This window comes from Streptomyces canus (assembly GCF_030816965.1).
GTDB lineage: Bacteria > Actinomycetota > Actinomycetes > Streptomycetales > Streptomycetaceae > Streptomyces > Streptomyces canus_E.
The window spans coordinates 895664-917233 of the sequence record NZ_JAUSYQ010000002.1 but is presented as its reverse complement, the minus strand read 5'-3'; the positions used below and the strand labels follow the sequence as shown (position 1 = coordinate 917233).

Genomic DNA, 21570 nt, shown 5'->3' with positions numbered 1-21570 from the left:
CAGGGACGAGCCCGCCCCGCCGATTACTGTCCGATGAGGGTCCCGGCACCCCCGACCCGGACACGGGGGTCGCCCGCGCGCAGGGTCACCGTGAGTTCGCCGGGGCGGCCCAGGTCCTCGCCCTGGTGCAGGGTGAGGACCGCGTCCTCCGGCACCAGGCCGAGGTCACGGGCGTACGCGCCGAACGCGGCGGCCGCGGCGCCGGTCGCCGGGTCCTCGACCACGCCGCCGACCGGGAACGGGTCACGGGCGTGAAACACGGTGGCCGACTCCCGCCACACCAACTGAACGGTGGTCAGGTCCAGTTGGTGCATCAGGTTTTCGAGGCGCGGGAAGTCGTACGCCAGATCCGCGAGGCGTGCGCGCGTCGCCGCCGCGAGGACGAGATGGCGGGCGCCGGCGAACGCGATCCGGGGCGGAAACGCCGGGTCGAGATCGGTGGCGGGCCAGTCGAGCGCGGCGAGTGCCTCCGTGAGGTCGGCCTCGGCGATCTCCTCGACGTGCGGTTCGACGCTGGTGAGCGTGGCCCTGACCGTCCCGCCCTCCTCGGCCACCGCGACCGGCACGGTGCCGGCGCGCGTGGCGAACACCAGCTCACCCGGGCCGATCCGCTCGGCCAGCGCGACGGCGGTCGCGACGGTGGCGTGCCCGCAGAACGGCACCTCGGCCTTGGGGCTGAAGTAACGGATGGTGAACGTCCGTCCCTCCGGCCCGTCGAGCCCCGCCGGGGGCGCGGTCAGGAACGCCGACTCCGAGTACCCGAGCTCGGCGGCGATGGCCAGCATGTCGCCGTCGTCCAGGGTGGTGGCGTCCAGGACGACGCCGGCGGGGTTGCCGCCCTCAGGGGTGCTGGAGAAGGCGGTGTATCGCAGGACCTCGGGCCGCGGCGCGTTCGTCGTCATGCTGGCGGCAACGTGGGGCCGGTCGACGGCTATTCCCCGTCAGTTCCAGGAGCGGCACCGACGCCCGGCCCGGGTCCTCAGCCGAGGGCCCGGTCCAGGTTGAAGGCCGCGCTGATCAGGGCGAGATGGGTGAACGCCTGCGGGAAGTTGCCCTGTTGCTCGCCGGTGTTGCTGATCTCCTCGGCGTACAGGCCCAGATGGTTGGCGTAGGTGAGCATCTTCTCGAAAGCAAGCCGTGCTTCGTCGATCCGGCCGGCGTGCACCATCGCCTCGACGTACCAGAACGAGCAGATGGAGAAGGTGCCCTCGTCCCCGCGCAGTCCGTCGGGGCTCGCCGTCGGGTCGTAGCGGTAGACGAGGGAGTCCGACACCAGCTCCTCGGTCAGCGCGTCCAGCGTGGACAGCCACTTGGGGTCGGTCGGCGCGATGAACTTGGTCAGCGGCATCATCAGCACGGCCGCGTCGAGCACATCGCCGTCCTCGTGCTGGACGAACGCCTGCCGGGTCTCCGACCAGCCGCGTTTCATGATCCGCCGGTAGATCGTGTCGCGGCACTCCCGCCAGCGGTTCAGGTCGGCGGGCAGCCCGCGCCGGTTGGCCATGCGGATCGCCCGCTCGATCGCCACCCAGCACATCAGCCGCGAGTACAGGAAGTTCTTGCGGCCGCCGCGGGTCTCCCAGATCCCCTCGTCGGGCTGGTCCCAGTGCTCGCACACCCAGTCCACCAGCGTGCACACGTCGTCCCACTGGTCACTGGAGATGGGCTTGGCCCACTTGTCGTACAGGTAGATCGAGTCGATCAGGGCGCCGTAGATGTCGAGTTGGAGCTGGTCGGCGGCGGCGTTGCCGACCCGGACCGGCGCGGAGCCCCGATGGCCTTCCAGATGGCCGAGTTCACGCTCCGTCAGATCGGTACGGCCGTCGATGCCGTACATGATCTGGAGGGGCCCGGAGGGACCGTGGCCGTCCGGACTGACATGCCGGATGAGGAATTCCGTGAACGCCTCGGCCTCGCTGGTGAAACCGAGCCGCAGCAGGGCGTACACGCAGAAGGCGGCGTCGCGCACCCACACGTACCGGTAGTCCCAGTTGCGCTCGCCGCCGAGCTGTTCGGGCAGGCTCGTCGTCGGCGCGGCCACGATGGCGCCGGTGGGCGCGTAGGTGAGCAGTTTGAGGGTGAGGGCGGAGCGGTGCACCATCTCCCGCCAGCGGCCCCGGTACTTGGAGGCGGACAGCCAGTGCCGCCAGTAGGCGACCGTGCTGTTGAACTGCTCCTCGGCCTCGGTGCGCGCACACCGGCGGGGGGTCACCTCGCCGCCGACCTGGTCCAGCGCGAACACCGCCGACTCGCCCTCGGAGAGCTTGAAGTCGGCGCACACGTCCGGGCCTTCGGTCTCCAGCGGCACGGTCGCGGTCAGGCCCAGCGACAGCTTGGGTGACTCGAAGACCGCGACGTCCCCCACCATGCGGAGGGTGTGCGGCTGGGCGCCGTAGTCGAAACGTGGCGCCACGCGTGTCCGGAAGGGAATCGAGCCGCGCACGCACACCACCCGCCGGATCAGCCGGTGCCGCTCGGTCTCCACCGGGTCGCCGTCGACCGGCATGAAGTCCTGGACCTCGCCCACGCCGTCCTCGGTGTAGAAACGGGTGATCAGGACGTTGGTGTCGGGGAAGTAGAACTGCTTGGTCCGCGCCGGCACGGTCGCCGCGAGCTCGAAGCAGCCGCCCCGCTCCGCGTCCAGGATCGACGCGAAGACGCTCGGCGCGTCGAAGTCCGGGCAGCAGTACCAGTCGATGGTGCCGTCGGTCCCGACCAGTGCCACGCTGCGCAGATCGCCGATCAGGCCGTGCTCGGCGATCGGCAGGTAGCCCGTGCGATCCCTGGGTGATCCGCTCATCGCAGCCTCCTGGGGATCACCCTATGAGGATCGGTCGCGGGTGTCACGGAAACAGCCCTCGCACCGCGGGGCGCACCACTCCTGCCCACGTATGCTTGATTATGCTCGAAAGACGGCTATATCTTGCAAGAGCAATCAAAGTGACAGAGGGGTACGGCATGACTCATGTCGAGGACGAGCTGACCAGCCAGCCCGAGTGCTGGACCCGGGCGGCAGCGGAGGCCGCGGGCCACGCCCACGCGCTTCCGGCCGCCGGGGAGCGGGTCGCGATCGTCGGATGCGGCACGTCGTACTTCATGGCGCAGGCCGTGGCGGCGCTGCGGGAGGGCTCGGGCCAGGGCGAGACCGACGCCTTCGCCGCGTCGGAGTTCCCGCAGGGCCGCTCGTACGACCGTGTCGTCGCCCTCACCCGCTCCGGCACCACGACCGAAGTCCTGGACCTGCTCGGTCAGTTGAAGGGGCGCACCCGCACGACCGCCCTCACCGCCGACCCCGCCACTCCCGTCGTGGCCGCCGCCGACGAGGTCGTCGTCCTCGACTTCGCCGACGAACGCTCCGTCGTCCAGACCAGGTTCGCGACCACCGCCCTCACCCTGCTCCGTGCCCACCTCGGCCTGCACACCGACGCCGTCGTCGCCGACGCCCGCACCGCACTCACGAATCCCTTGCCCGAAGGCCTCGTCACATGCACGCAGTTCACCTTCCTCGGCCGGGGCTGGACGGTGGGGCTGGCCAACGAGGCCGGGCTGAAGATGCGCGAGGCCTCCCTCGCCTGGACCGAGGCCTACCCGGCGATGGAATACCGGCACGGCCCCATCAGCATCACCACCCACGGCACCGCCACCTGGATGCTCGGCGCGGCCCCCGAGGGGCTGGCCGAACAGGTCCGGGAGACCGGCGGACTGTGGGTGCCGGGCACCCTCGACCCCCTCGCCGAGCTGGTCCGCGTGCAGCGCCTCGCGGTCGCCGTCGCCGGGGCCCGCGGTCTCGACCCGGACCAGCCCCGCCACCTCACCCGCTCGGTTATCCTCGCCCGCCCCTAGGAGACGTCGTGCCCCTGGTCACCGCCGGCGAGCTCGTCACCCGCGCCGCCACCACCCGCTCCGCCGTCGCCGCCTTCAACATCATCACCCTGGAACACGTCGAGGCCGTCATCGCCGGCGCCGAGTCCCTGGAGGCGCCCGTCGTCCTCCAAGTCAGCGAGAATGCCGTCAAGTTCCGCAACGGCCGGCTCCTCCCGCTCGCTCGCGCCGCCGTCGTCGCGGCCGAACGCGCCGCCGTCCCCGTCGCGTTGCACCTCGACCACGTCCAGCGCGACGACCTGCTGCGCCAGGCGGCCGACGCCGGCTTCGGCTCCGTGATGTACGACGCGGCCCACCTGCCCTACGCCGAGAACCTCGCCGCCACCCGGGCGGCGGCCGACTGGGCGCACTCCCAAGGGCTCTGGATCGAGGCCGAGTTGGGGGAAGTGGGCGGGAAGCAGGGCCGACCCGCGCTGGACGCCCACGCCCCCGGCGCCCGCACCGACCCCGCCGAGGCCCGCGCCTTCGTCATCGACTCCGGCGTGGACGCCCTCGCGGTGGCCATCGGCAGCGCCCACGCGATGACCGAACGCACCGCCACCCTCGACCACGACCTGCTCAAACGCCTCACCACGACCGTGGGCGTGCCCCTCGTCCTGCACGGCTCCTCCGGAGTCCGCGACGACGAACTCACCGCGGCCGTCGCGGGCGGCATCGCCAAGGTCAACGTCGGCACCGCGCTGAACATCGCCATGACCGGCGCGATCCGGGAGTTCCTGGCGGCTCACCCCGAGGCGGTGGACTCCCGCACCTACCTGAGTGCCGGGCGGGACGCCATGGCCGACGCGGCCCGGCGGATCATCCAGCTGCTCGGGCGGTGAGGACGGGCTGGTAGAACCCGCTGGAGGCCGGATCGTGCCACCGCACCTCGGCGAAACCGGCCGCGGTCACGAACTCCGTCACCTGTGAGCGGGGCAGGGCCCAGGAGGTCGTACGGCGGACGCGGACGGCCCAGTCGTCCCCGCCGCCGTCCGTAAGCTGGAAGTGCTCCAGGTCGTAGCGCTCGCCGTCCTCGTGCCACTGCCACAGCTGGAAGGTGATCAGCCGGCCGCCGGAGTCCTCGGAGACCTGCGGAGGCGGGGCGCCGGGTCTGGTCCGCCGGATCTCGTCGTAGTCCCGAAGGGTGAGCACCAGCAGACCGCCGTCCCGCAGAACCCTGCGCATGCCCGCGAGCGCGGCCTCCACGTCCGGGGCCGTCAGCAGATGCGCCAGCGAGTTGTCGGCGCAGACGAGGACGTCGAAGACGGACGACACGAAAGGCAGCCGGCGCATGTCCGCGGCGGCGGCCGGCAACAGTGTCCCGCGGGCCGCGGCCTCCTGGGCGGCACGTGCGGCGGCCACCGGACTGAGATCGCTGCCGACGACCCGGTGCCCCGCGAGGGCCAGTCCGATCGCCTGGGTCCCGATGCCGCACGAGCAGTCCAGGACGCGGTGCGGCCCCGGCCCCAGAGCCTCCCGCACGAGCCCTGCGAGCACAGCCGCCTGACGCGCCATGCTCAGATCCCAGTCCGCGAAGATCCGGTGGTAGTCCGGGGCCAGCGCGTCGTAGAAGGCCCGCACCGAGGGATCAGACACCCGACTCCTTCACCGCCTTGAGCACCACGAACTTCGGCCCGCCGGCGACGAGTTCACTGTTGCCGAACAGCTTCCGCAGCTTCACGTGATAGCCGAGATGGCGGTTCCCGACCACCCACAGTTCGCCGCCGGGCCGTAGCGCCCTGCGCGCTCCGGTGAACATCCGCCAGGCCGTCGCGTCGGTCGTCGCCTGGTGGGAGTGGAAGGGCGGGTTGTTGAGAACGAGGTCGACGCTGCCCGCCGGGACCCCCGCCAGACCGTCCCCGACCCGGAACTCCGCGTGCCCCGGCACGCCGTTCGCCTGGTACGTCTCCTCCGCCGAGGCCACGGCCTGGAAGGACTCGTCGACGAACAGCACCTCGGCCTCGGGGTTGGCCAGGGCCACCGCCGTACCGACGACGCCGTTGCCGCAGCCCAGGTCCACGATCCGCTGCGAGCCACGGCTCTTCGGGAGGTGCTGGAGGAAGAACCGGGTGCCGATGTCGAGCCGGTCCGCGCAGAAGACGCCCGCGTGATTGACGACGGCCCGCCCGGAGACGGCACCGATGCCGTCCGGAAGGGTGTAGCCGTACGGCCAGGGGTTGGCGGGCCGTTCGAGCGACGGCTCCGGTGTGCAGAAGATGAGTCGGGCCTTCTTCTCGGCCAGCGAGGTGCGGGTCGGCCCGAGGATCCGCTCGAACAGCTGGAGCGTCGAGGTGTGGATCTCCTTCACCATGCCGGTGCCGACGACGAGCGTGCCCTCGTGCACCGCGGGCGCCAGCCGCAGCAACTGGTCCTCCAGCAGGGCCAGGCTCTTCGGCACGCGCACCAGCAGGACGTCGACGCGGCCGGGCGGTGGGTCCTGTGTGGTGAGCAGCTGGACGGTGCCGGGCTCGACGTCGGCGCGTTCGAGGTTGGCGCGGGTCGCCTGCTGGCTGAGGAAGGAGTCGGTGATCTGGACCGGCCGGTGCGGTGCCAGGGCGGTGGCCAGCGCGCCCCAGCGGTCTCCGACCACCACGACCGTGCCGGACAGGGCCACGTCCTCCGCCGCGAGATGCCTCAGCAGATACTCGTCGGAGGCGTCCCAGGCGCGCAGCAGGTCGCGCGGGTCCTCGGGGAAACGGGTGAGCGCGAGCTCGCCCCAGGGGGTCGTCATACGGTCGTCCATCGTGCGTCCAGGCTATCGGAGGCGCAGCTCAGGCCCGCTCGGGCAGGATGGAACCCATGGATGCCGAGCTGTTCCCCCGACCCCGCGCGGAGGTCGCGCCGGGTGCGGTGCACGTGCCGGGCTGGCTGGAGCCGGGGCGGCAGCGCGGCCTGCTGGAGGCCTGCCGGGTGGGGGTGCCCCCTCTGGGGGAGGGCGCGCCGCCCGCCCGCAGGACTGCGCACGGTCCGCACCCCGGGCGGCGGCACGATGACCGCGCGGCAGGTCTGCCTCGGCCGGCACTGGTACCCGTACGGCTACGCCCGCACGGTCGTCGACGGCGACGGGGCACCGGTGAAGCCCTTCCCGCACTGGCTGGGCGAGCTGGGCCGGGAAGCGGTGCGCGACGCGCTCGGTCCGCAGCAGGCGGCGTACGACATCGCACTGATCAACTTCTATGACGGCGACGCCCGCATGGGCATGCACCGCGACAGCGACGAGAAGTCGGACGCTCCCGTGGTCTCCCTGAGCCTCGGCGACACGTGCGTCTTCCGCTTCGGCAACCCCGAGACCCGGACCCGGCCCTACACGGACGTCGAACTGCGCAGTGGGGACCTGTTCGTCTTCGGCGGCCCGTCGAGACTCGCGTACCACGGCGTCCCCCGTGTGCATCCGGGCACCGCGCCGCCCGAGTTGGGGCTGACGGGACGGCTGAACATCACGCTGCGGGTCAGCGGGCTCTGAGCTCCATCACGAACGGATCATGGGAGACTCGCCCTCATGAGCGGCAAGGCGGACCCCCGGCCGGCGGGGGAAGGAACCACCTCGAGGACGCGGCTGGACCGGGGGCGTGGTGCGCTCGGGCCCGCGTTGGAGCTCGTGCACACCGGCCGCGCGCCCACCCGGGCCGTGCTCACCGCCGAACTCGGGGTGACGCGGGCGACGGCCGGGGCGGTCGCCGCCGAGCTGGAGGCGCTCGGGCTGATCCGCGTCGACGCCCGGCCCACCGCGGCCGCCGGTTCGCAGGGCAGGCCCTCGCATCGTCTCGCGGTCGCCGAGGACGGTCCCGTCGTGCTGGCCGCGCAGGTCCACGCCGACGGTTTCCGGGCCGCCCTGGTCGGTCTGGGCGGTCGTATCGTCGCCACCGCCCCCGGCTGCGAGACGGTCGACGCCGACCCGGCGAAGGTCCTCGGCTCCGTCGTCGAGGCGGGCGCCGACCTGCTGCGCACCACCGGCAGACGTTGCGTCGGCGCCGGGCTCGCCGTGCCGTCCGCGGTCGCCGAACCCGACGGCCTCGCCCTCAACCCCCTGCACCTCGCCTGGCCCGCGGGCGCCCCCGTCCGCCGTATCTTCGACGAGTGCGTGCGTGCCGCAGGCATCACCGGACCGGCCTTCGCGGCCAACGACGTCAACCTCGCCGCGCTCGCCGAGCACCGGCACGGCGCGGGCCGCGGCGCCCGGGACCTGCTGTGCGTGGCGACCGGGCACCGGGGCGTGGGCGGCGCGCTGGTGCTCGACGGGCGTCTGCACACGGGGAGTTCGGGCCTGGCTCTGGAAGTCGGCCACCTCACCGTGAACCCCGAGGGCCGCCCCTGCCACTGCGGCAGCCGGGGCTGTCTTGACGTCGAGGCGGACCCGCTGGCGTTCCTCACGGCGGCGGGACTCGCCCCCGGCCCCGAGCTCTCCCTGCTCCAGCAGGCCAACGACCTCGTCCGGCACCACTACGACGATCCCGCCGTCCGCACCGCCGCCGAGGCCCTCATCGACCGCCTGGGCCTCGGTCTCGCCGGCCTGGTGAACATCCTCAACCCGGACCGCATCATCCTCGGCGGCCTCCACCGCACCCTGCTGGACGCCGACCCCACGCGTCTGCGGGCCGTCGTCGCCGACCGCAGCCTGTGGGGGCAGAGCGGCGGCGTCCCCATCCTGGCCTGCACCCTCGACCACAACAGCCTGGTGGGAGCGGCCGAGTTGGCGTGGCAGCCGGTGCTGGACGATCCGCTGGGGGCGCTGACCCGTGGCTGACCTGCTGGAGGCCGAGGGACTCCGCCTGGTCGAGGTGGCGCCCCCGGTGGTCCCGGCCGAGCTGCGGACGGCCATGGACCGCGAGTGGGACGAGGCCGTCCTGGCCAACCCGGCCCTCTTCGACGGTCCGGTGGCGGTGTGCGCGGGGCTCTCGCGGGAGGCCCCGGACGACCTGCTCGTCTCCTGGTCCCGGGTGACCTATCGGTACTTCGCCCTGCGCCGCATCCCGGGCGCCACCGCCCCGCGGTCCCTCTTCGTCAGCGTGGTGCAGCCGGCGGACGACGGACGCGTGCTGGTGGGCCGTATGTCCTCGTCCACCGCCGCGCCCGGCCGCTGGCAGTTCCCCGGCGGATCGGTGGAACCGCCCACCGGCGACGAGCCCCTGGACGAGCCCGCACTGCGCCGCCACGCGGCGGTGGAGCTGGCCGAGGAGACGGGCGTCGACATCCCGGCCGCCGACCTCACCCGGTGTCTGGTGACGCATGGCGAGGACGGACAGGTCGGTGTCCACTATCTGGCGCCGTCGTTGCCCGCGTCCTTCTTGCAGGAGAGCTTCATGGCTCTGGTGGCCGCGGAGACGGCACGGGGACGCGCGTCGGAGTTCGACCGGATCGCCCTCGTCGGTTCACCGGCCGAACTGCCGGACCTCGCCGGTCCGCACGTGGGCCACCTGGATCCCGTCGTTCGTTGGGCGAGCCGCCGAGTAGGCTCGTGACATGCGGATCTCCGTCTCCTCGGACATGGACGAACCAGTCGCGCGCACCCTCGTCGACGAACTGCGCGCACGTGGCCACGACGTGGTCGCGTACGGCGCCCTGAGCCCCGGCGCCGACCCGCAGTGGGCCGCCTGCTCCGAGGCCGCCGCCCGTGAGGTGGCCGCGGGGACGGCCGACCAGGCCGTCGTGTGCTGCTGGACCGGCACCGGCGCCTCCATCGCCGCGAACAAGGTCCCGGGCGTACGGGCCGCCCTGTGCACGGACGCCTACACGGCGGACGGCGCCCGCCGCTGGAACGACGCCAACGTCCTGGCCCTCAGTCTCCGCCTCACCTCCGAGCCACTCCTCAAGGAGATCCTCGACGCCTGGTTCACCGCCGAGGCGAGCGAGGACGCCGAGGACCGGGAGAACGTGGCCCGGGTGGGACGCCTGGACGCAGGCCGGGCCCAGGCCCGGCCGTGACCCGCCTGCCGCGCGACGCCTGGCACGCGCGCTCGCCGCGTTGCCGAACCGCCGACGTGGCTCCGCCACGACGGCGCTCCGGTGCCTTGCGATCGCACGCTCCCCTACGCTCGCGCGGGAGGGCCCCCATCGCCGCCGCGCGGCCCTCCGGGCGGACGACGGGAAGGTGACGACCGGGCCTGGAAGCGCGCGTCCGGTCAGACGCTGAGCGGGCCGGCCACCTTCAGCTCCTCGTGGTCGATCAGCCATCGCACCGACTCCAGTACGGCGGCCTCCGGTTCGTAGCGCGGCGCGTAGCCGAGGAGGGTCCTGGCCTTCTCGATGGACAGGCACTGGCTGCGGTAGAGGTGCTCCCAGCTCGCCTCGGCGTGCTCCGGGGCCGTGGTCCGGCGGAACTGTTCCCAGGTGACCGGCTCCAGCGACGCGGTCCGACCGAACCAGCCGGCGGCGATGCGGGCGTACCCCCGGACGTTCAGGGCAGTGGGGGCGACGACGTTGAAGTCCTCTCCCGCCGCCGCGTCCCGGTGCTCGACCGCCCGTTCGAAGGCCTGGGCGACATCGTCAGCGTGCACATGGTGCATCAGCTCGACCCCGATCCCCGGGACCGGCAGCGGCTGTCCGGCCGAGAGGGCGTACCAGACCGCCGGGTCGAGGTTTCCCAGCGGACCGATCGGGTGCCAGCCCGGACCGACGATGTGCCCGGGGTGCAGGGATGTGGTCACCAGACCCCCGGAAGCGGTCTCCTCCTTCAGCATCCGGGCGATCCGGTCCTTCTGGATGCCGTACTCCCCGATCGGCGCGGTGCCCGTGGTCTCGGAGATCGGCAGCTTGTCGCTGGGGCCGAAACGCCACACGGTGCCGCAGTGCAGCAGGTGTCCGACCTCGCCGCGCAGCCGCTCGACCAGTGCGGTGGCCGCTTCCAGGGTGAAGCAGACCAGGTCGATCACGGCGTCCGGGGCCAGCCCGGCCACCCGGTCTCCGAAGGTGCCCTCGGCGTCCTCCTGCTGCCGGTCGGCGACGACCTGGCGCACCTGCTGCCACTCGGCAGCCTCGGTGTAGGCCGTGCGGGAGCCACGGCTGATGGTGATCACTTCGTGGCCGGCTTGCACCAGGCGGGGGACGAGGAAGGTGCCGATGTGGCCGCTTCCGCCGATGACGACGACTCGCATACGTTTCCCCTCAGGTCGAGCAGGTCAGTGTCAGGTAGGAGTATCCGGCGACACCGTCAGGCTCCACAGCGCCGCCACCAGCGGTCGGCGCAGATCGGACCGCCGAACGCACAGACCGATCGCGAAGTGTTCGGGCCGTGGATCGGCGGGAACCTCTGTCAGCCGTTCGCGCACCGCGCTGTGTTCCAGTACGAGGCGGGGGACCACGCCCGTGCCGCAGCCCAGGGCGACCAGCGTCAGCAGTCCTTCGTGACCGTCGGGCTCGCAGGCCACGTCGGGGACCGTGCCCCGGGCGCGGAACCAGCGGTCGGCGGCCTCGCGGACGAGCCCGCGGTGGGGGAGGACGAACGGCCCGTCCAGATCGGGGTCAGGACGGTCCCGCGCGGTGACGAGGACCAGGTCGGTCACCGCGACCGTCCGGCTCACCAGCCCTTCCGGCAACCGCGCCGGGATTCCCGCCACGGCCACGTCCACCTCGCCCTCGTCAAGGCGGGCCAGGGCGGCCGCCGCGTCACCCGTGCGCAGGTCCAGCCGTACCTGGGGATGGGCCGCGCGGAACGGGGCCAACAGGTCGGGCAGCAGGGACTGGCAGGCGGTCACCGTCGCGAACATGGCGAGTCGGCCGGTCAGTTCGGCCGGGTCCGGGTGCTCCTCGCGGTAGGCGCGCCACAGCTCAAGCGCCTGGACGGCGTATGCGCGGAAGCGGTGCCCTTGCGCGGTCAGCGACACCCCGCGCGGGCCGCGGTCGAACAGCCGATGCCCGAGGCCCGCCTCCAGCCGCTGCACGGTCCTCGTCAGCGTGGCCGGACTGACATGGCAGTCGAGGCTGGTCCGGCCGAAGTTCAGCGTCTGCGCGAGGTGCAGGAAGAGACGCAACTCCCGGTGATCGTCCATGTGACCTCGGCCTTTCAGGTCATGCAACAGTGCGATGCGAAAGTTGCGCTTGCTGCAATGCCCGGCCGGAGCCTACAACTCCACCATGACCTCCACCACGTACACCTCCGGCGTCTTCGCCCTCGAAACCATGGACGTCCCCGGCGGCACGGAGACCGTCCTGCGCGGCGGCCGGCACCTGTTCCCCCTGCTGCCCCAGGCCTTCACCGGGGTCCGCCGCATCGGTGTGCTCGGCTGGGGACCGCAGGGCCGCGCCCAGGCCCTCAACCTGCGCGACTCCCTCGCCGGTACCGGCATCCGGGTGGCCGTGGGCCTGCGCCCCGGCTCCCGCTCGGCCGCCGACGCGCGCGCCCACGGCTTCACCGAGGAGAACGGCACGCTCGGCGACTGGCTCGCGATCACCGCCGACAGCGACCTGGTCGTGCTGCTGATCGCGGACGCGGCACTCGCCGCCCACCACCAGGAGATCTTCGGGGTGCTGAAGCCCGGCGCGGCCATCGGGCTCTCGCACGGCTTCCTGCTCGGCCATCTCCGGGAGACCGGCGGCGAGTTCCCGGCCGGCCATCCAGTGATCGCCGTGTGCCCCAAGGGCATGGGCGACTCCGTGCGGCGTCTCTACCAGCAGGGCGCCGATGTCAACGGCGCCGGGATCAACAGCAGTTTCGCCGTGCACGCCGACCCCGACGGCCGGGCGGTCGACCTCGCGCTCGGCTGGTCGGTGGCGCTCGGATCGCCGTACACCTTCCGGACCACGCTGCACAGCGAGTACCTCTCGGACATCGTCGGCGAGCGCGCGATCCTGCTCGGCGCCGTGCACGGCATCGTCGAGACGCTGTACACGCGGTACCGCCTGGCCGGGGACGACGAGGTGACGGCGTACGAGAGGTCCTGCGAGAACGTCACCGGGCCGATCGCCCGCACCATCTCGCGCTCGGGCCTGCGGGCGGTCCGCGACGGCCTCTCCCCGTCCGGCCGGGAGGTCTTCGACCGGGCGTACACGGCGACGTACGGGCCCGCTCGCGAGATCGTCGCGGAGATCTACGACGAGGTCGCCGACGGCACCGAGCTGCGCAGCGTGATCCTGGCCGAACGCCGGCTCGGAGCGCGGGCGATGAGTGAGATCGGCGCCTCGCCCATGTGGGGCGCCGGTGAGAAGGTACGGGCGCGGCGGGACGAACGCGAACTGCCCGTCGAGCCGTTCACCGCCGGGGTCTTCGTCGCCACCATGGTCGCCCAGATCGACGAGTTCACCGAGCGCGGCCACCCCTGGTCCGAGATCGTCAACGAGTCCGTCATCGAGGCCGTCGACTCCCTCCTGCCCTACATGCACGCCCGTGACGTGGCCCACATGGTCGACAACTGCTCCCGTACGGCCCGGCTCGGCGCCCGCCGCTGGGGGCCGCGCTTCCAGGCCGCCTACGAGCAGATCGCCTACCCGGCCGCCGAACTCCCGGCGGACGAGAGCCTGGTGGCGGCCTTCGTGGGCCACCCCGCGCACGAGGCGCTGGCCGCGGCGGCGAAACTGCGGCCCACGGTGGACATCTCGGTGGCATAGGGCCGTTGTCAGTGGCGGCGATTAGCCTCCTGGGCATGATCGAGACGACTGAGGGCGACCGCGCCTTTCCGGCCGCCCTGGCCGACGTGGCCCGCGTGGAGTTCGACTACGACGACGGCGAGGGTGTCGACTTCGAGCCGTACGACGCCTTCGACGCCGCCGAGGAGACCACCGACTGGCTGCGCCACTGGACCGGCAACCACCAACTGGACGGCGACGCCTACCGGGTCTTCGGACAGGACGGCACCGGTGGCCTCGCCGCCCTGTGGTGTGTGCGGCCGGGGCGGCCCCTCGTCGAGCAACCCGTGGTGTTCCTGGGCTCGGAGGGCGAGCGCGGTGTGGTGGCGGCGAACCTGTCCGACTTCCTGTGGGTGCTCGCCGATGGCCTCGGGCCTTTGGAGGTCGTGGATCTCGAGCAGTACGAGGGCCGTCCGAGCGCGACGCTGACCGCACTCGCCGAACGCCACGCGACCACCCCGCGCCGCACCACCCGGGACATCGTCACCACCGCCCAGGCGGAGTTCCCGACCTTCTCCGAGGACATCGACGCGCTCTGCCGGTGAGCGGCGTCATGGTCGGCTCCACTCCACGGCCAGGGCTCGGCCAGGGTTGTCGGCGAGGATGCGCCGCACCAGTTCCTCACCCAGGTCGGCTGTGAGCCGCGGCCGCACCCGGCGTAACAGATACGGCATCCCCGGGCCGCCGTTGACCGAGCGGGCCGCCGCGGTCGTGGTGTCGCCGCCGAGCAGCAGCCGGTCGCCGTGCCCGGCGTCCGCGAGCTCCCGCACCGCGTCGGGCATGCGCCAGTCCGTGGCGTGGTGGGCGCGCGAGGGCCCGTCGAAGGCGAGATAGCAGCCCGACGCCGCGGCCTGGCGGTGCACCGTGAAGTCGGGGGAGCGGTTGAGATGCCCGAGGATCACGCGCTGCGGCGGCACCCCCAACTCCCCGCACAGCAGCTCCAGTACGTCCAGAGCACCGGTCCCCAGCTCCAGGTGGACGGCGATCGGCGCCCCTGTCGCGTGATGCGCCTCGGCCGCCGCGGCCATCGTCCAGCGGGCGTGCGCGTCCAGCGCGTGGAACCCGCCCGCCACCTTGATCAGCCCCGCGCGGACCCCCGACGGCCCGATGCCCTCCGTCAGTTCGGTGACGAACACGTCGGCCAGCCGGCCGCGCAACCCGGCGAGCGTGGCGTCGTCGTAGTGGACGGCCTGGTGCAGCCCGGTCGCGGCGACGATCCGCACCCCGGTCTCCCGTGACAGCGTCGGCAACTCGTCGGCCTGCCGGCCCAGCCCGTACGGTGTCCACTGCACCACGGCGCCACCGCCCTGCGCGGCGAACGCCGTCAGCTCGGCCCGCGCCGCCGGGACGCTCCGCAGCTCCTGCCCCGGCAGTCGGGGGCTGCCGAAGAACAGATGGTCGTGCGCGTCGCACACGCCGAGCGCCTCGGCGGGGACGTCCCCGGCCACCGTACGGACCGCGACCGCGCTCACCACTGACGCCCCCGCGGCAGCCGCTCCCGTCCCGGCGCCGACACGTGCAGCACCTCGAACAGATCGCCGTCCGCCTTCGGTGCTTCGTGCGCCCACAGCGAGAAGTGCACGAGCTCCCAGCGGGCCGTGTCCACGGCGGCCGCCGCGAACAGCGCGCCGTCCTCCCCGGCCAGCCGCTCAGTCTCCTCCACCGCTTCCACCATCACCTCCGCCAACTCCACGCCCTCGGGCACCGGTTGACGCCTGCGGACCGCCGACCGAGCGGGGGAGCCGACGGTGCCGCCCTCCTCGTACGACAGACCTGTCCACTGCCGCACCGACGGTCGCCCGAAGTCGTTGCTGAGCCCCTGGAAGGGGCCTCCCCAGAGGAAGGTGTTCATGCCCTCCACAGTGTCCCAGAGGTAGAAGGGGGCGTACTGGTTGACGGGCGAGCCGTTCACCCCGCGCTCGCGCATCAGATACGTCTTGAAGCCGAGCCCCTCCCAGTCGTCCAGCAGATGCCCGATCCGGGCCACCCGGGCGCGGATGACGGCCATGTCGTAGTCGGCGGGCAGCGTGAGCTCGTACTGCATGGCGTGCATCGGATGCCTCCTCAGGCGGAGTGGTCCTCGCGGACGACGTGCGCGCCCCAGTCGGCGGTCGTGCCGTCCTCGGCGGCCTCGACGACCGCGAGATGGGTCATGAAGGTGCGCGGCCCGGCCCCGTGCCAGTGCCACTCGCCCGGCTCGATCCACACCGTGTCACCCGCGCGGATCGGCTCGGCGGCACCGCCCCTGCGCTGCACCAGCCCCTCGCCCTCCAGGACATGCAGCACCTGGCCGTGCGGATGGCGGTGCCATGCGGTGTGGGCGCCGGGCGCGAAATGGATTTGAACATCCGCAGCCGGGACGGCGGGGCGGGCGCGGCGACTTCGTCGAGCCACACCGTCCCCGTGAAGTTCTCGGCCGGCCCCTGCCGGGTCTCCGGGCGCTGACGGGTGATCTGCACGTGGGTCGACTCCCTTACGACGATGGTGGTGTGAGCAGCGAGAGCAGACCCCGCACGCCCGTGTCGAACGCGGCGGGCGAGCCGGACGCGCGGGCGAGGACATAGCCGCCCTGGACCGTCGCGAGAACGGTCGCCGCGATCTCCTCGCCGTCCAGCGAGGACGCGAACTGGCCCTGTTCCTTGCCCTCTTCGACGATCCCGGCGATGCGCTCACGGATCCAGTCGATCGTCTCGTCGACGGGCGCGCGCAGTTCGTCGCTGGCGATGACGTCCGGGTCCATCGTCAGTCGGCCGATCGGGCAACCGCGCAGCACGTCCCGCTCACGCCGCAGATACGCCTCGATGCGCTCATACGGCGTGCCGGGCCCGCCGAGTACTCCCTCCGCGGTGGCCCGCAAGTCCTCGGCGGTCCGCCGGATCGCGGCCAGGGCGAGGTCGGGCTTGCCCTTGAAGTGGTGGTACATGCTGCCCTGTCCGGCCCCCGCGCGCTCCAGGATCGCCTTGGGGCTGGTCCCCACATAGCCGCGCTCCCACAGCAGCTCACGGGTGGACTCGATCAGTCGGTCCGAGGTGCTCATGCGCTCACTGTACATACTAGTAGTTACAGAAGTCGAGGCCAATTCTCGTACTCCCCAGGAGGTATCCGCACTGCCGCTGTCCGTACGACGACCCGGCCCCCTCTCCGGAGCCAGTCTCGAGTCATCACGCCAAGACGCACCAAGGAGATGACTCAAGATGCAGACACTCGCGCACTGGGACGGCGGCCCCGGCCCGTGGATCCTCTTCTTCCCGCTGATCTGGGCGGCCGTCGTGCTCGGCGTCGTCACCGTCCTGCGCCGCACCGTCTGGCGCGGCCGCCGCGGACCGTGGCGCGCCATGGCCGACGCCGGCCCCTCCGGCGACTCACCGATCGCCATGCTCGGCCGCCGCTTCGCCTCCGGTGACATCGACGAGGACGAGTACTGGCGCCGGCTGTCCGTCCTGGACGAGCAGTTCGGCCGTGCGGCGGGCAACGGCGGTGCAGCATGACCGCCACGACCGCCTCGACGAGGACGCTGCCGGCCGCCCGGGTGGTCGACGCCGTGAAGGTGTACGGCAGCGGTGACACCGGGGTGCGGGCCCTGGACGGGGTGAGCGTCGACTTTCCGGCCGGCCGGTTCACCGCGATCATGGGGCCCTCGGGCTCCGGCAAATCCACCCTCATGCACTGCGCGGCCGGCCTCGACACGCTCACCGAGGGCGCCTCCTACATCGGCGAAACCGACCTCGGCTCGCTCGACGACCGCCGTCTGACCCTGCTGCGCCGGGACCGCGTCGGCTTCGTCTTCCAGGCGTTCAACCTGGTGCCGACGCTGAGCGTCGAGGAGAACATCAGGCTGCCGCTGGACCTCGCGGGAGGCAAGGGTGACCCGGAGTGGATCGACGCGCTGATCGAGGTCGTCGGCCTGCGCGACCGGCTCCGGCACCGGCCGGCCGAGCTGTCCGGTGGACAGCAGCAACGCGTCGCCGTGGCCCGAGCGTTCGTCGGCCGCCCGGACGTCGTCTTCGCCGACGAGCCCACCGGGAACCTCGACTCCCGCTCCGGCGGTGAGGTCCTCGGCCTCCTCGGCAGCACCGTGCGCCAGACGGGCCGCACGGTCGTCATGGTCACCCACGACCCGGTCGCCGCCGCCCACGCCGACGAGGTCGTCTTCCTCGCCGACGGGCGCCTGGTGGACCGTATGGAGTCCCCCACCGCCGACCGGGTCCTGGACCGTCTGAAGGCCTTCGAGGTGCCCTCATGAACGCCTCCGTACGGCTGAGCATGTCCTCCCTGCGCGCCCACAAGCGGCGCTTCGCCGGGACCTTCCTCGCGGTGTTCCTCGGCGTGGCGTTCCTCGCCGGGACGCTCGTCATGGGCGACACGCTCCGCGCCGGTTTCGACACCGTGTTCGGCAACGCGACCAGCGGCACCGACGCCGTGGTCCGCAGTGCCGAGGCCATCACCACGCCGGGGGAGAGCCAGGGGGTGCGCGAGCCGGTCGACACCGACCTGGTCAAGACCCTCGAGCAGGTCCCCGGTGTCGCGGCGGCCGCCCCCGACATCCAGGGGGCGGGCCAGTTGATCGGCGCCGACGGCAAGCCCATCGGCGGCCAGGGCCCACCCACCCTGGCCGGCAACTGGATCGACGACCCCGAGCTCAACCCCTACCGACTCGCCGAAGGCCGTGCACCGAAGAAGTCCGGCGAGGTCGTGGTCAACCGCGGCACCGCCGAGCGGGGCGATCTGAGGATCGGCGACACGACGATCCTGCGTACGCCCGACCCCGTCGAGGTGACGATCGTCGGCCTCGCGACCTTCGGCGGCGAGGACGGCATGGCCCAGGTGACCTTCACCGGCATGACTCTGTCCGACGCCGAGAAGTACCTCACGGCCGGGCCCGGGGAGGCGTCGAGCATCCAGGTGCGCGCGGGTCCCGGCGTCGGTCAGCAGGAGCTCGTCGACCGGTTGACTCCCGTGCTGCCCGGAGGTGTCGAGGCGATCACCGGTCAGGAGTCGACCGAAGAGAACACCGATATGATCTCCAGCCAGTTCCTGGACATCTTCACGACCTTCCTGCTGGTCTTCTCGGGCGTGGCCCTCCTGGTCGCGACCTTCTCCATCCACAACACCTTCGCGATCGTCGTGGCCCAACGCACCCGCGAGAACGCCCTGTTGCGGGCTCTCGGTGCCTCCCGCCGTCAGGTCACGGCATCCACCCTGACCGAGGCGAGCCTGGTCGCGGTGACCGCGTCGGCCGCGGGCCTCGTGGGCGGCATCGGCATCGCCGCCGGGCTCCAGGCGCTGTTCCCGGCGATCGGATTCCCCTTCCCCGAGGGCGACTTGGTGATCGGCGTGCTGTCGATGACGCTGCCGCTGGCGGTCGGCATCATCGTCTGCCTGGGCTCCGCGCTGCTGCCCGCCGTACGTGCGGGCCGCACCGCACCGCTCGCCGCACTGCGCGAGACGGCCGTCGACCAGTCGGGCGCATCCCGGGTCCGAGCCGTCATCGGCGGGGGACTGGCGGCACTCGCGGTGGCCGTGACGCTCACCGGCGTCCTGGTCTCGCCGTCCATCTGGCTCGCGGGAGCCGGTTCCGTGACGGCCCTGGCCGCGTTCGTGGTCCTCGGCCCGGTCGCCTCCACGACAGCCGTACGGGTCATCGGGAGCCCCCTCGACCGGCTCCGCGGAGTCACCGGCTCCCTCGCCCGGCGCAACGCCCTGCGCAGCCCCAGGCGAACCGCCGCCACCGCGAGCGCGCTGATGATCGGCGTGTCCGTGGTCTCCCTGTTCACGGTGTTCGGAGCGTCCCTGAAGGCCACCATGGACCAGACCGTGTCCCGGTCCTTCGCGGGCGACGTCGCCGTCAGCACCCCCTCGTTCGGCGCGGGCGGCAGCGGCCTCAGCCCACGGCTCGCCGGAGCGGTCCAGCAACTGCCCGAGGTGGACACGGCCGTGGGCCTCGGTCGCGGTGTCGCCGAGGTCGACGGCAAGGGGCGCGCGTTGACCGTCACCGACCCGCTCGCACTGGAACGCACCTTCGACCTCGGCAAGGTCCGGGGTTCACTGAGCGACCTCGGCACCGACGGCGTCGCCATCACCGAGAAGGAAGCGGAGAAGCAGGGCCTCACGACCGGCGACAAGGCTCGTCTGACCTTCACCGACGGTGTGAAGGACACCTTCACGGTCCGCGCGGTCTACGGGCAGTCCGAGCTGGCGGGGGACTACGTCATCACCCGCGCGGCCTGGGCCCCGCACCGCACGCAGGACTCCGACACGCTCGTCGCGGTCTCCTTCAAGGACGGTGTGAGCACCGACGCGGGCAAGGCGGCGGTGGAGAAGGTGGCGGCGCGGTACGGCGATCCCGAGGTGCAGACCCGCGACGAGTACGCACAGTCCTCGGCCGGCGGCATCGACATGATGCTCACCCTGGTCTACGCGTTGCTCGCCCTCGCGGTCCTCATCGCCCTGCTGGGCATCGCCAACACGCTGACCCTGGCGATCCACGAGCGCACCCGGGAACTGGGTCTGCTGAGGGCCGTGGGCCAGACCCGGTCCCAGCTCCGCTCCATGGTCCGCTGGGAGTCCCTCCTGGTCGCCGCCTTCGGCACGGTCGGCGGACTCGCCCTCGGCGCCTTCCTCGGCTGGGTCCTGGTCGAGGCCTCGGACGGCGCGAGCGACAGCGCCTTCGCCTTCGCGATGCCGCCCCTGCAACTCGGGGTGGTGGCCCTGGTGGGCCTCGCCGCGGGAGCCCTCGCAGGACTGCGCCCGGCTCGGCGCGCGGCCCGTCTGGACGTACTGCGGGCGATCGCCGCCGAGTGACGGGCAAGGGCCCCCCGCACACCCACTGCGCCGGCGCGCCGGCCGCGAGTGAGCCGGAGGGGCGCGCCGGTGCCGGGACGACTGGGGGTACCCCCTCTGGGGGAGCGTGCAGGCCCGAACGGCCGAGCACGATCGTCGTCCCGGCACCGGCTGAAAGCGCCCCGCGGGCGAACGAGCGAAAAGAGCAGTCGTCACCGCCCGGTCAGCCGGCAACGGCGGACCGGGCGGGAGCGTGTTCGGGCCTGCGGCCGTCGACCCGCACCTCCGCGTACCTGAGCGCGGTCTTGTCAAGAACGGTGCGCCGCTGTGGCCGCGCGGCGGAGGGTGTCGGCAGGGTGAACCACACGGCCTTCCCCGACTCGCCCTCCGGCCGCACGCCCCAGCTCTCGCTGACCGCGGCGACCATCGCGAGCCCCCGCCCGCACGTGGCGAGCGGCTCGGTGTCCTTGATGTCGGCCACGACCGGCAGACGCGGGTCGTGGTCGTGCACCGAGACCGTGAGCCGGTCGAGCAGCAGCTCGATCTCCACGGTGCACGTCTTGTCGGGCTGGGCATGACGGTGGACGTTGGTCAACAGCTCCGTCACACCGAGCACGGCCCGGTCTATGAGGGGATCCATATGCCAGTAGCGCAACTGCGCCGAAAGGATTCTGCGGACCTGGCCGATCCGCGACGGCAGGGCTTGAAGCTCCACCGTGCAGTGCCTGCTCGGATAACTGATCACGGCTGCGACTCCCCGACGTGAGGTCCGGAAGAACACGGAGTTCGGATCGATCCAGCAGGTGCCTGCGTGAAAACGGCCGCCTGCTGTAGTGCCCGGCGGGCTGGTTCGCAGCGTGATCGCCGGTTAACCCAGAGTGATGTGAGATCAGAGTGACTCAGGAGGTGAGGTACCGCAACTCGCGATGACTCAGCCCCTACGACCCGCAGCCCTGCGTACGGCCTCGATGAACCGGCGTGCGGCGGGCGGCCCCGGCTCGCCAGGAGCGGGATCGTGATCGCCCAGGGTCAGCAGATACCGGTTGCCGTTGAGGTCCGCGAGGGCCCGGTCGTCCGCCGCGAACCAGGGCTTGGACGCGCGCACCGCCTGCACGGGTGCGCTGTCGATCTCGCTTCCGTAACTGGTGAGCAGTTCCAGTCGGCCGTCGTTGATCCGGACCTGACCGGCCCGGGTGAGCGAGCGCAGCCTCTTCCCGATCCGCACGCCCGTAGCCGTGAACTCCGGCTCCGCCATGCCGCCCCGCCCCCTTGTGAGCGTCGGTGTGCCGGCCCGTCGCTCCCGCGTGGGCCGAGAGCCGGCTCCTGTCGTGATCCAGTGTGCGCCCCCGTGCGAGACATCCGTCCCGTCCG

Annotated in this window: 21 protein-coding genes and 2 pseudogenes; 11 read left to right on the top strand and 12 right to left on the bottom strand. The window is 72.2% G+C overall.

Annotated elements, in window-relative coordinates:
* Nucleotides 1–23: 23 nt before the first annotated feature.
* Together QF027_RS05235 and QF027_RS05230 are read right to left on the bottom strand one after the other, a co-directional pair.
* A complete protein-coding gene (locus tag QF027_RS05235) occupies nucleotides 24–902 on the bottom strand; it encodes a PhzF family phenazine biosynthesis isomerase (protein ID WP_307072947.1) in 879 nt (292 codons plus the stop codon).
* A 77-nt stretch (nucleotides 903–979) separates the two neighbouring features.
* Nucleotides 980–2800 carry a glycoside hydrolase family 15 protein gene (locus tag QF027_RS05230; RefSeq protein ID WP_307072945.1) on the bottom strand — a complete coding sequence of 607 codons (1821 nt, stop codon included), beginning with the start codon at nucleotides 2798–2800 and terminating at the stop codon, nucleotides 980–982.
* 158 nt (nucleotides 2801–2958) lie between these two features.
* Between QF027_RS05230 and QF027_RS05225 the strand changes: the two genes are divergently transcribed.
* Nucleotides 2959–3843 carry an SIS domain-containing protein gene (locus QF027_RS05225; protein ID WP_307072943.1) on the top strand — a complete coding sequence of 295 codons (885 nt, stop codon included), beginning with the start codon at nucleotides 2959–2961 and terminating at the stop codon, nucleotides 3841–3843.
* A gap of 8 nt (nucleotides 3844–3851) precedes the next feature.
* A complete protein-coding gene (locus tag QF027_RS05220; RefSeq protein ID WP_306985546.1) occupies nucleotides 3852–4703 on the top strand; it encodes a class II fructose-bisphosphate aldolase in 852 nt (283 codons plus the stop codon).
* On the opposite strand, the gene QF027_RS05215 is transcribed toward QF027_RS05220, so the two are convergent.
* Both QF027_RS05215 and QF027_RS05210 read right to left on the bottom strand, forming a co-directional pair.
* Nucleotides 4681–5457 (bottom strand): class I SAM-dependent methyltransferase, encoded by a 777-nt coding sequence (locus tag QF027_RS05215; protein ID WP_307072940.1) that lies wholly within the window; start codon nucleotides 5455–5457, stop codon nucleotides 4681–4683. The genes QF027_RS05220 and QF027_RS05215 overlap by 23 nt on opposite strands.
* The gene (locus tag QF027_RS05210; RefSeq protein ID WP_307072938.1) at nucleotides 5450–6592 is read right to left on the bottom strand and encodes a methyltransferase; all 1143 of its coding nucleotides are present in this window, start codon (nucleotides 6590–6592) and stop codon (nucleotides 5450–5452) included. Before QF027_RS05210 ends, QF027_RS05215 begins: the two co-directional genes overlap by 8 nt.
* Nucleotides 6593–6660: 68 nt before the next feature.
* Here QF027_RS05210 and QF027_RS05205 point away from each other — a divergent pair.
* The 4 genes and pseudogenes from QF027_RS05205 to QF027_RS05190 all read left to right on the top strand — a co-directional run bounded on the left by QF027_RS05205 (nucleotide 6661) and on the right by QF027_RS05190 (nucleotide 9783).
* Nucleotides 6661–7324, top strand: a pseudogene (locus tag QF027_RS05205) (alpha-ketoglutarate-dependent dioxygenase AlkB family protein).
* Between the two features lie 36 nt (nucleotides 7325–7360).
* On the top strand, nucleotides 7361–8605 hold the full coding sequence (locus QF027_RS05200) for an ROK family protein (RefSeq protein ID WP_307072936.1): 1245 nt from the start codon (nucleotides 7361–7363) through the stop codon (nucleotides 8603–8605).
* Nucleotides 8598–9320 carry an NUDIX hydrolase gene (locus QF027_RS05195; protein WP_306985555.1) on the top strand — a complete coding sequence of 241 codons (723 nt, stop codon included), beginning with the start codon at nucleotides 8598–8600 and terminating at the stop codon, nucleotides 9318–9320. Before QF027_RS05200 ends, QF027_RS05195 begins: the two co-directional genes overlap by 8 nt.
* Before the next feature lies 1 nt (nucleotide 9321).
* Nucleotides 9322–9783 carry an RpiB/LacA/LacB family sugar-phosphate isomerase gene (locus QF027_RS05190; protein ID WP_306985556.1) on the top strand — a complete coding sequence of 154 codons (462 nt, stop codon included), beginning with the start codon at nucleotides 9322–9324 and terminating at the stop codon, nucleotides 9781–9783.
* A 197-nt stretch (nucleotides 9784–9980) separates the two neighbouring features.
* On the opposite strand, the gene QF027_RS05185 is transcribed toward QF027_RS05190, so the two are convergent.
* Together QF027_RS05185 and ilvY are read right to left on the bottom strand one after the other, a co-directional pair.
* Nucleotides 9981–10952, bottom strand: coding sequence for an NAD-dependent epimerase/dehydratase family protein (locus tag QF027_RS05185; protein ID WP_307072934.1), 972 nt, complete (start codon nucleotides 10950–10952; stop codon nucleotides 9981–9983).
* Between the two features lie 30 nt (nucleotides 10953–10982).
* On the bottom strand, nucleotides 10983–11846 hold the full coding sequence (gene ilvY / locus QF027_RS05180) for an HTH-type transcriptional activator IlvY (protein ID WP_307072932.1): 864 nt from the start codon (nucleotides 11844–11846) through the stop codon (nucleotides 10983–10985).
* 85 nt (nucleotides 11847–11931) lie between these two features.
* On the opposite strand from ilvY, the gene QF027_RS05175 reads away from it, so the two are divergent.
* Together QF027_RS05175 and QF027_RS05170 are read left to right on the top strand one after the other, a co-directional pair.
* Nucleotides 11932–13401, top strand: coding sequence for a ketol-acid reductoisomerase (locus tag QF027_RS05175; RefSeq protein ID WP_307072930.1), 1470 nt, complete (start codon nucleotides 11932–11934; stop codon nucleotides 13399–13401).
* 35 nt (nucleotides 13402–13436) lie between these two features.
* Nucleotides 13437–13964 carry an SMI1/KNR4 family protein gene (locus QF027_RS05170; protein WP_306985563.1) on the top strand — a complete coding sequence of 176 codons (528 nt, stop codon included), beginning with the start codon at nucleotides 13437–13439 and terminating at the stop codon, nucleotides 13962–13964.
* A 6-nt stretch (nucleotides 13965–13970) separates the two neighbouring features.
* On the opposite strand, the gene QF027_RS05165 is transcribed toward QF027_RS05170, so the two are convergent.
* The 4 genes and pseudogenes from QF027_RS05165 to QF027_RS05150 all read right to left on the bottom strand — a co-directional run bounded on the left by QF027_RS05165 (nucleotide 13971) and on the right by QF027_RS05150 (nucleotide 16456).
* Nucleotides 13971–14894 (bottom strand): phosphotriesterase family protein, encoded by a 924-nt coding sequence (locus QF027_RS05165; protein WP_307072929.1) that lies wholly within the window; start codon nucleotides 14892–14894, stop codon nucleotides 13971–13973.
* Nucleotides 14888–15472 (bottom strand): DUF4865 family protein, encoded by a 585-nt coding sequence (locus tag QF027_RS05160; protein WP_306985566.1) that lies wholly within the window; start codon nucleotides 15470–15472, stop codon nucleotides 14888–14890. The genes QF027_RS05165 and QF027_RS05160 overlap by 7 nt, the downstream gene beginning before the upstream one ends.
* Nucleotides 15473–15483: 11 nt before the next feature.
* Nucleotides 15484–15878 (bottom strand): annotated as a pseudogene (locus tag QF027_RS05155) ((R)-mandelonitrile lyase).
* Nucleotides 15879–15892: 14 nt separating this feature from the next.
* Nucleotides 15893–16456: a TetR/AcrR family transcriptional regulator gene (locus QF027_RS05150; protein ID WP_242436176.1), complete on the bottom strand. Its 564-nt coding sequence runs from the start codon at nucleotides 16454–16456 to the stop codon at nucleotides 15893–15895.
* A 157-nt stretch (nucleotides 16457–16613) separates the two neighbouring features.
* On the opposite strand from QF027_RS05150, the gene QF027_RS05145 reads away from it, so the two are divergent.
* From QF027_RS05145 to QF027_RS05135, 3 genes are read left to right on the top strand one after another with little or no spacing between them, the layout of a single operon-like run.
* Nucleotides 16614–16907, top strand: coding sequence for an SHOCT domain-containing protein (locus QF027_RS05145; RefSeq protein WP_307072927.1), 294 nt, complete (start codon nucleotides 16614–16616; stop codon nucleotides 16905–16907).
* Entirely contained in the window at nucleotides 16904–17662 is a 759-nt protein-coding gene (locus QF027_RS05140; RefSeq protein WP_307072925.1) for an ABC transporter ATP-binding protein, read from the top strand. The genes QF027_RS05145 and QF027_RS05140 overlap by 4 nt, the downstream gene beginning before the upstream one ends.
* Complete coding sequence (locus QF027_RS05135) at nucleotides 17659–20220, top strand: ABC transporter permease (protein WP_307072923.1); 2562 nt, start codon at nucleotides 17659–17661, stop codon at nucleotides 20218–20220. Before QF027_RS05140 ends, QF027_RS05135 begins: the two co-directional genes overlap by 4 nt.
* 202 nt (nucleotides 20221–20422) lie before the next feature.
* On the opposite strand, the gene QF027_RS05130 is transcribed toward QF027_RS05135, so the two are convergent.
* The gene (locus tag QF027_RS05130) at nucleotides 20423–20944 is read right to left on the bottom strand and encodes an ATP-binding protein (RefSeq protein ID WP_306985578.1); all 522 of its coding nucleotides are present in this window, start codon (nucleotides 20942–20944) and stop codon (nucleotides 20423–20425) included.
* 186 nt (nucleotides 20945–21130) lie between these two features.
* The gene (locus tag QF027_RS05125; RefSeq protein WP_306985580.1) at nucleotides 21131–21454 is read right to left on the bottom strand and encodes a hypothetical protein; all 324 of its coding nucleotides are present in this window, start codon (nucleotides 21452–21454) and stop codon (nucleotides 21131–21133) included.
* Nucleotides 21455–21570 lie beyond the last annotated feature (116 nt).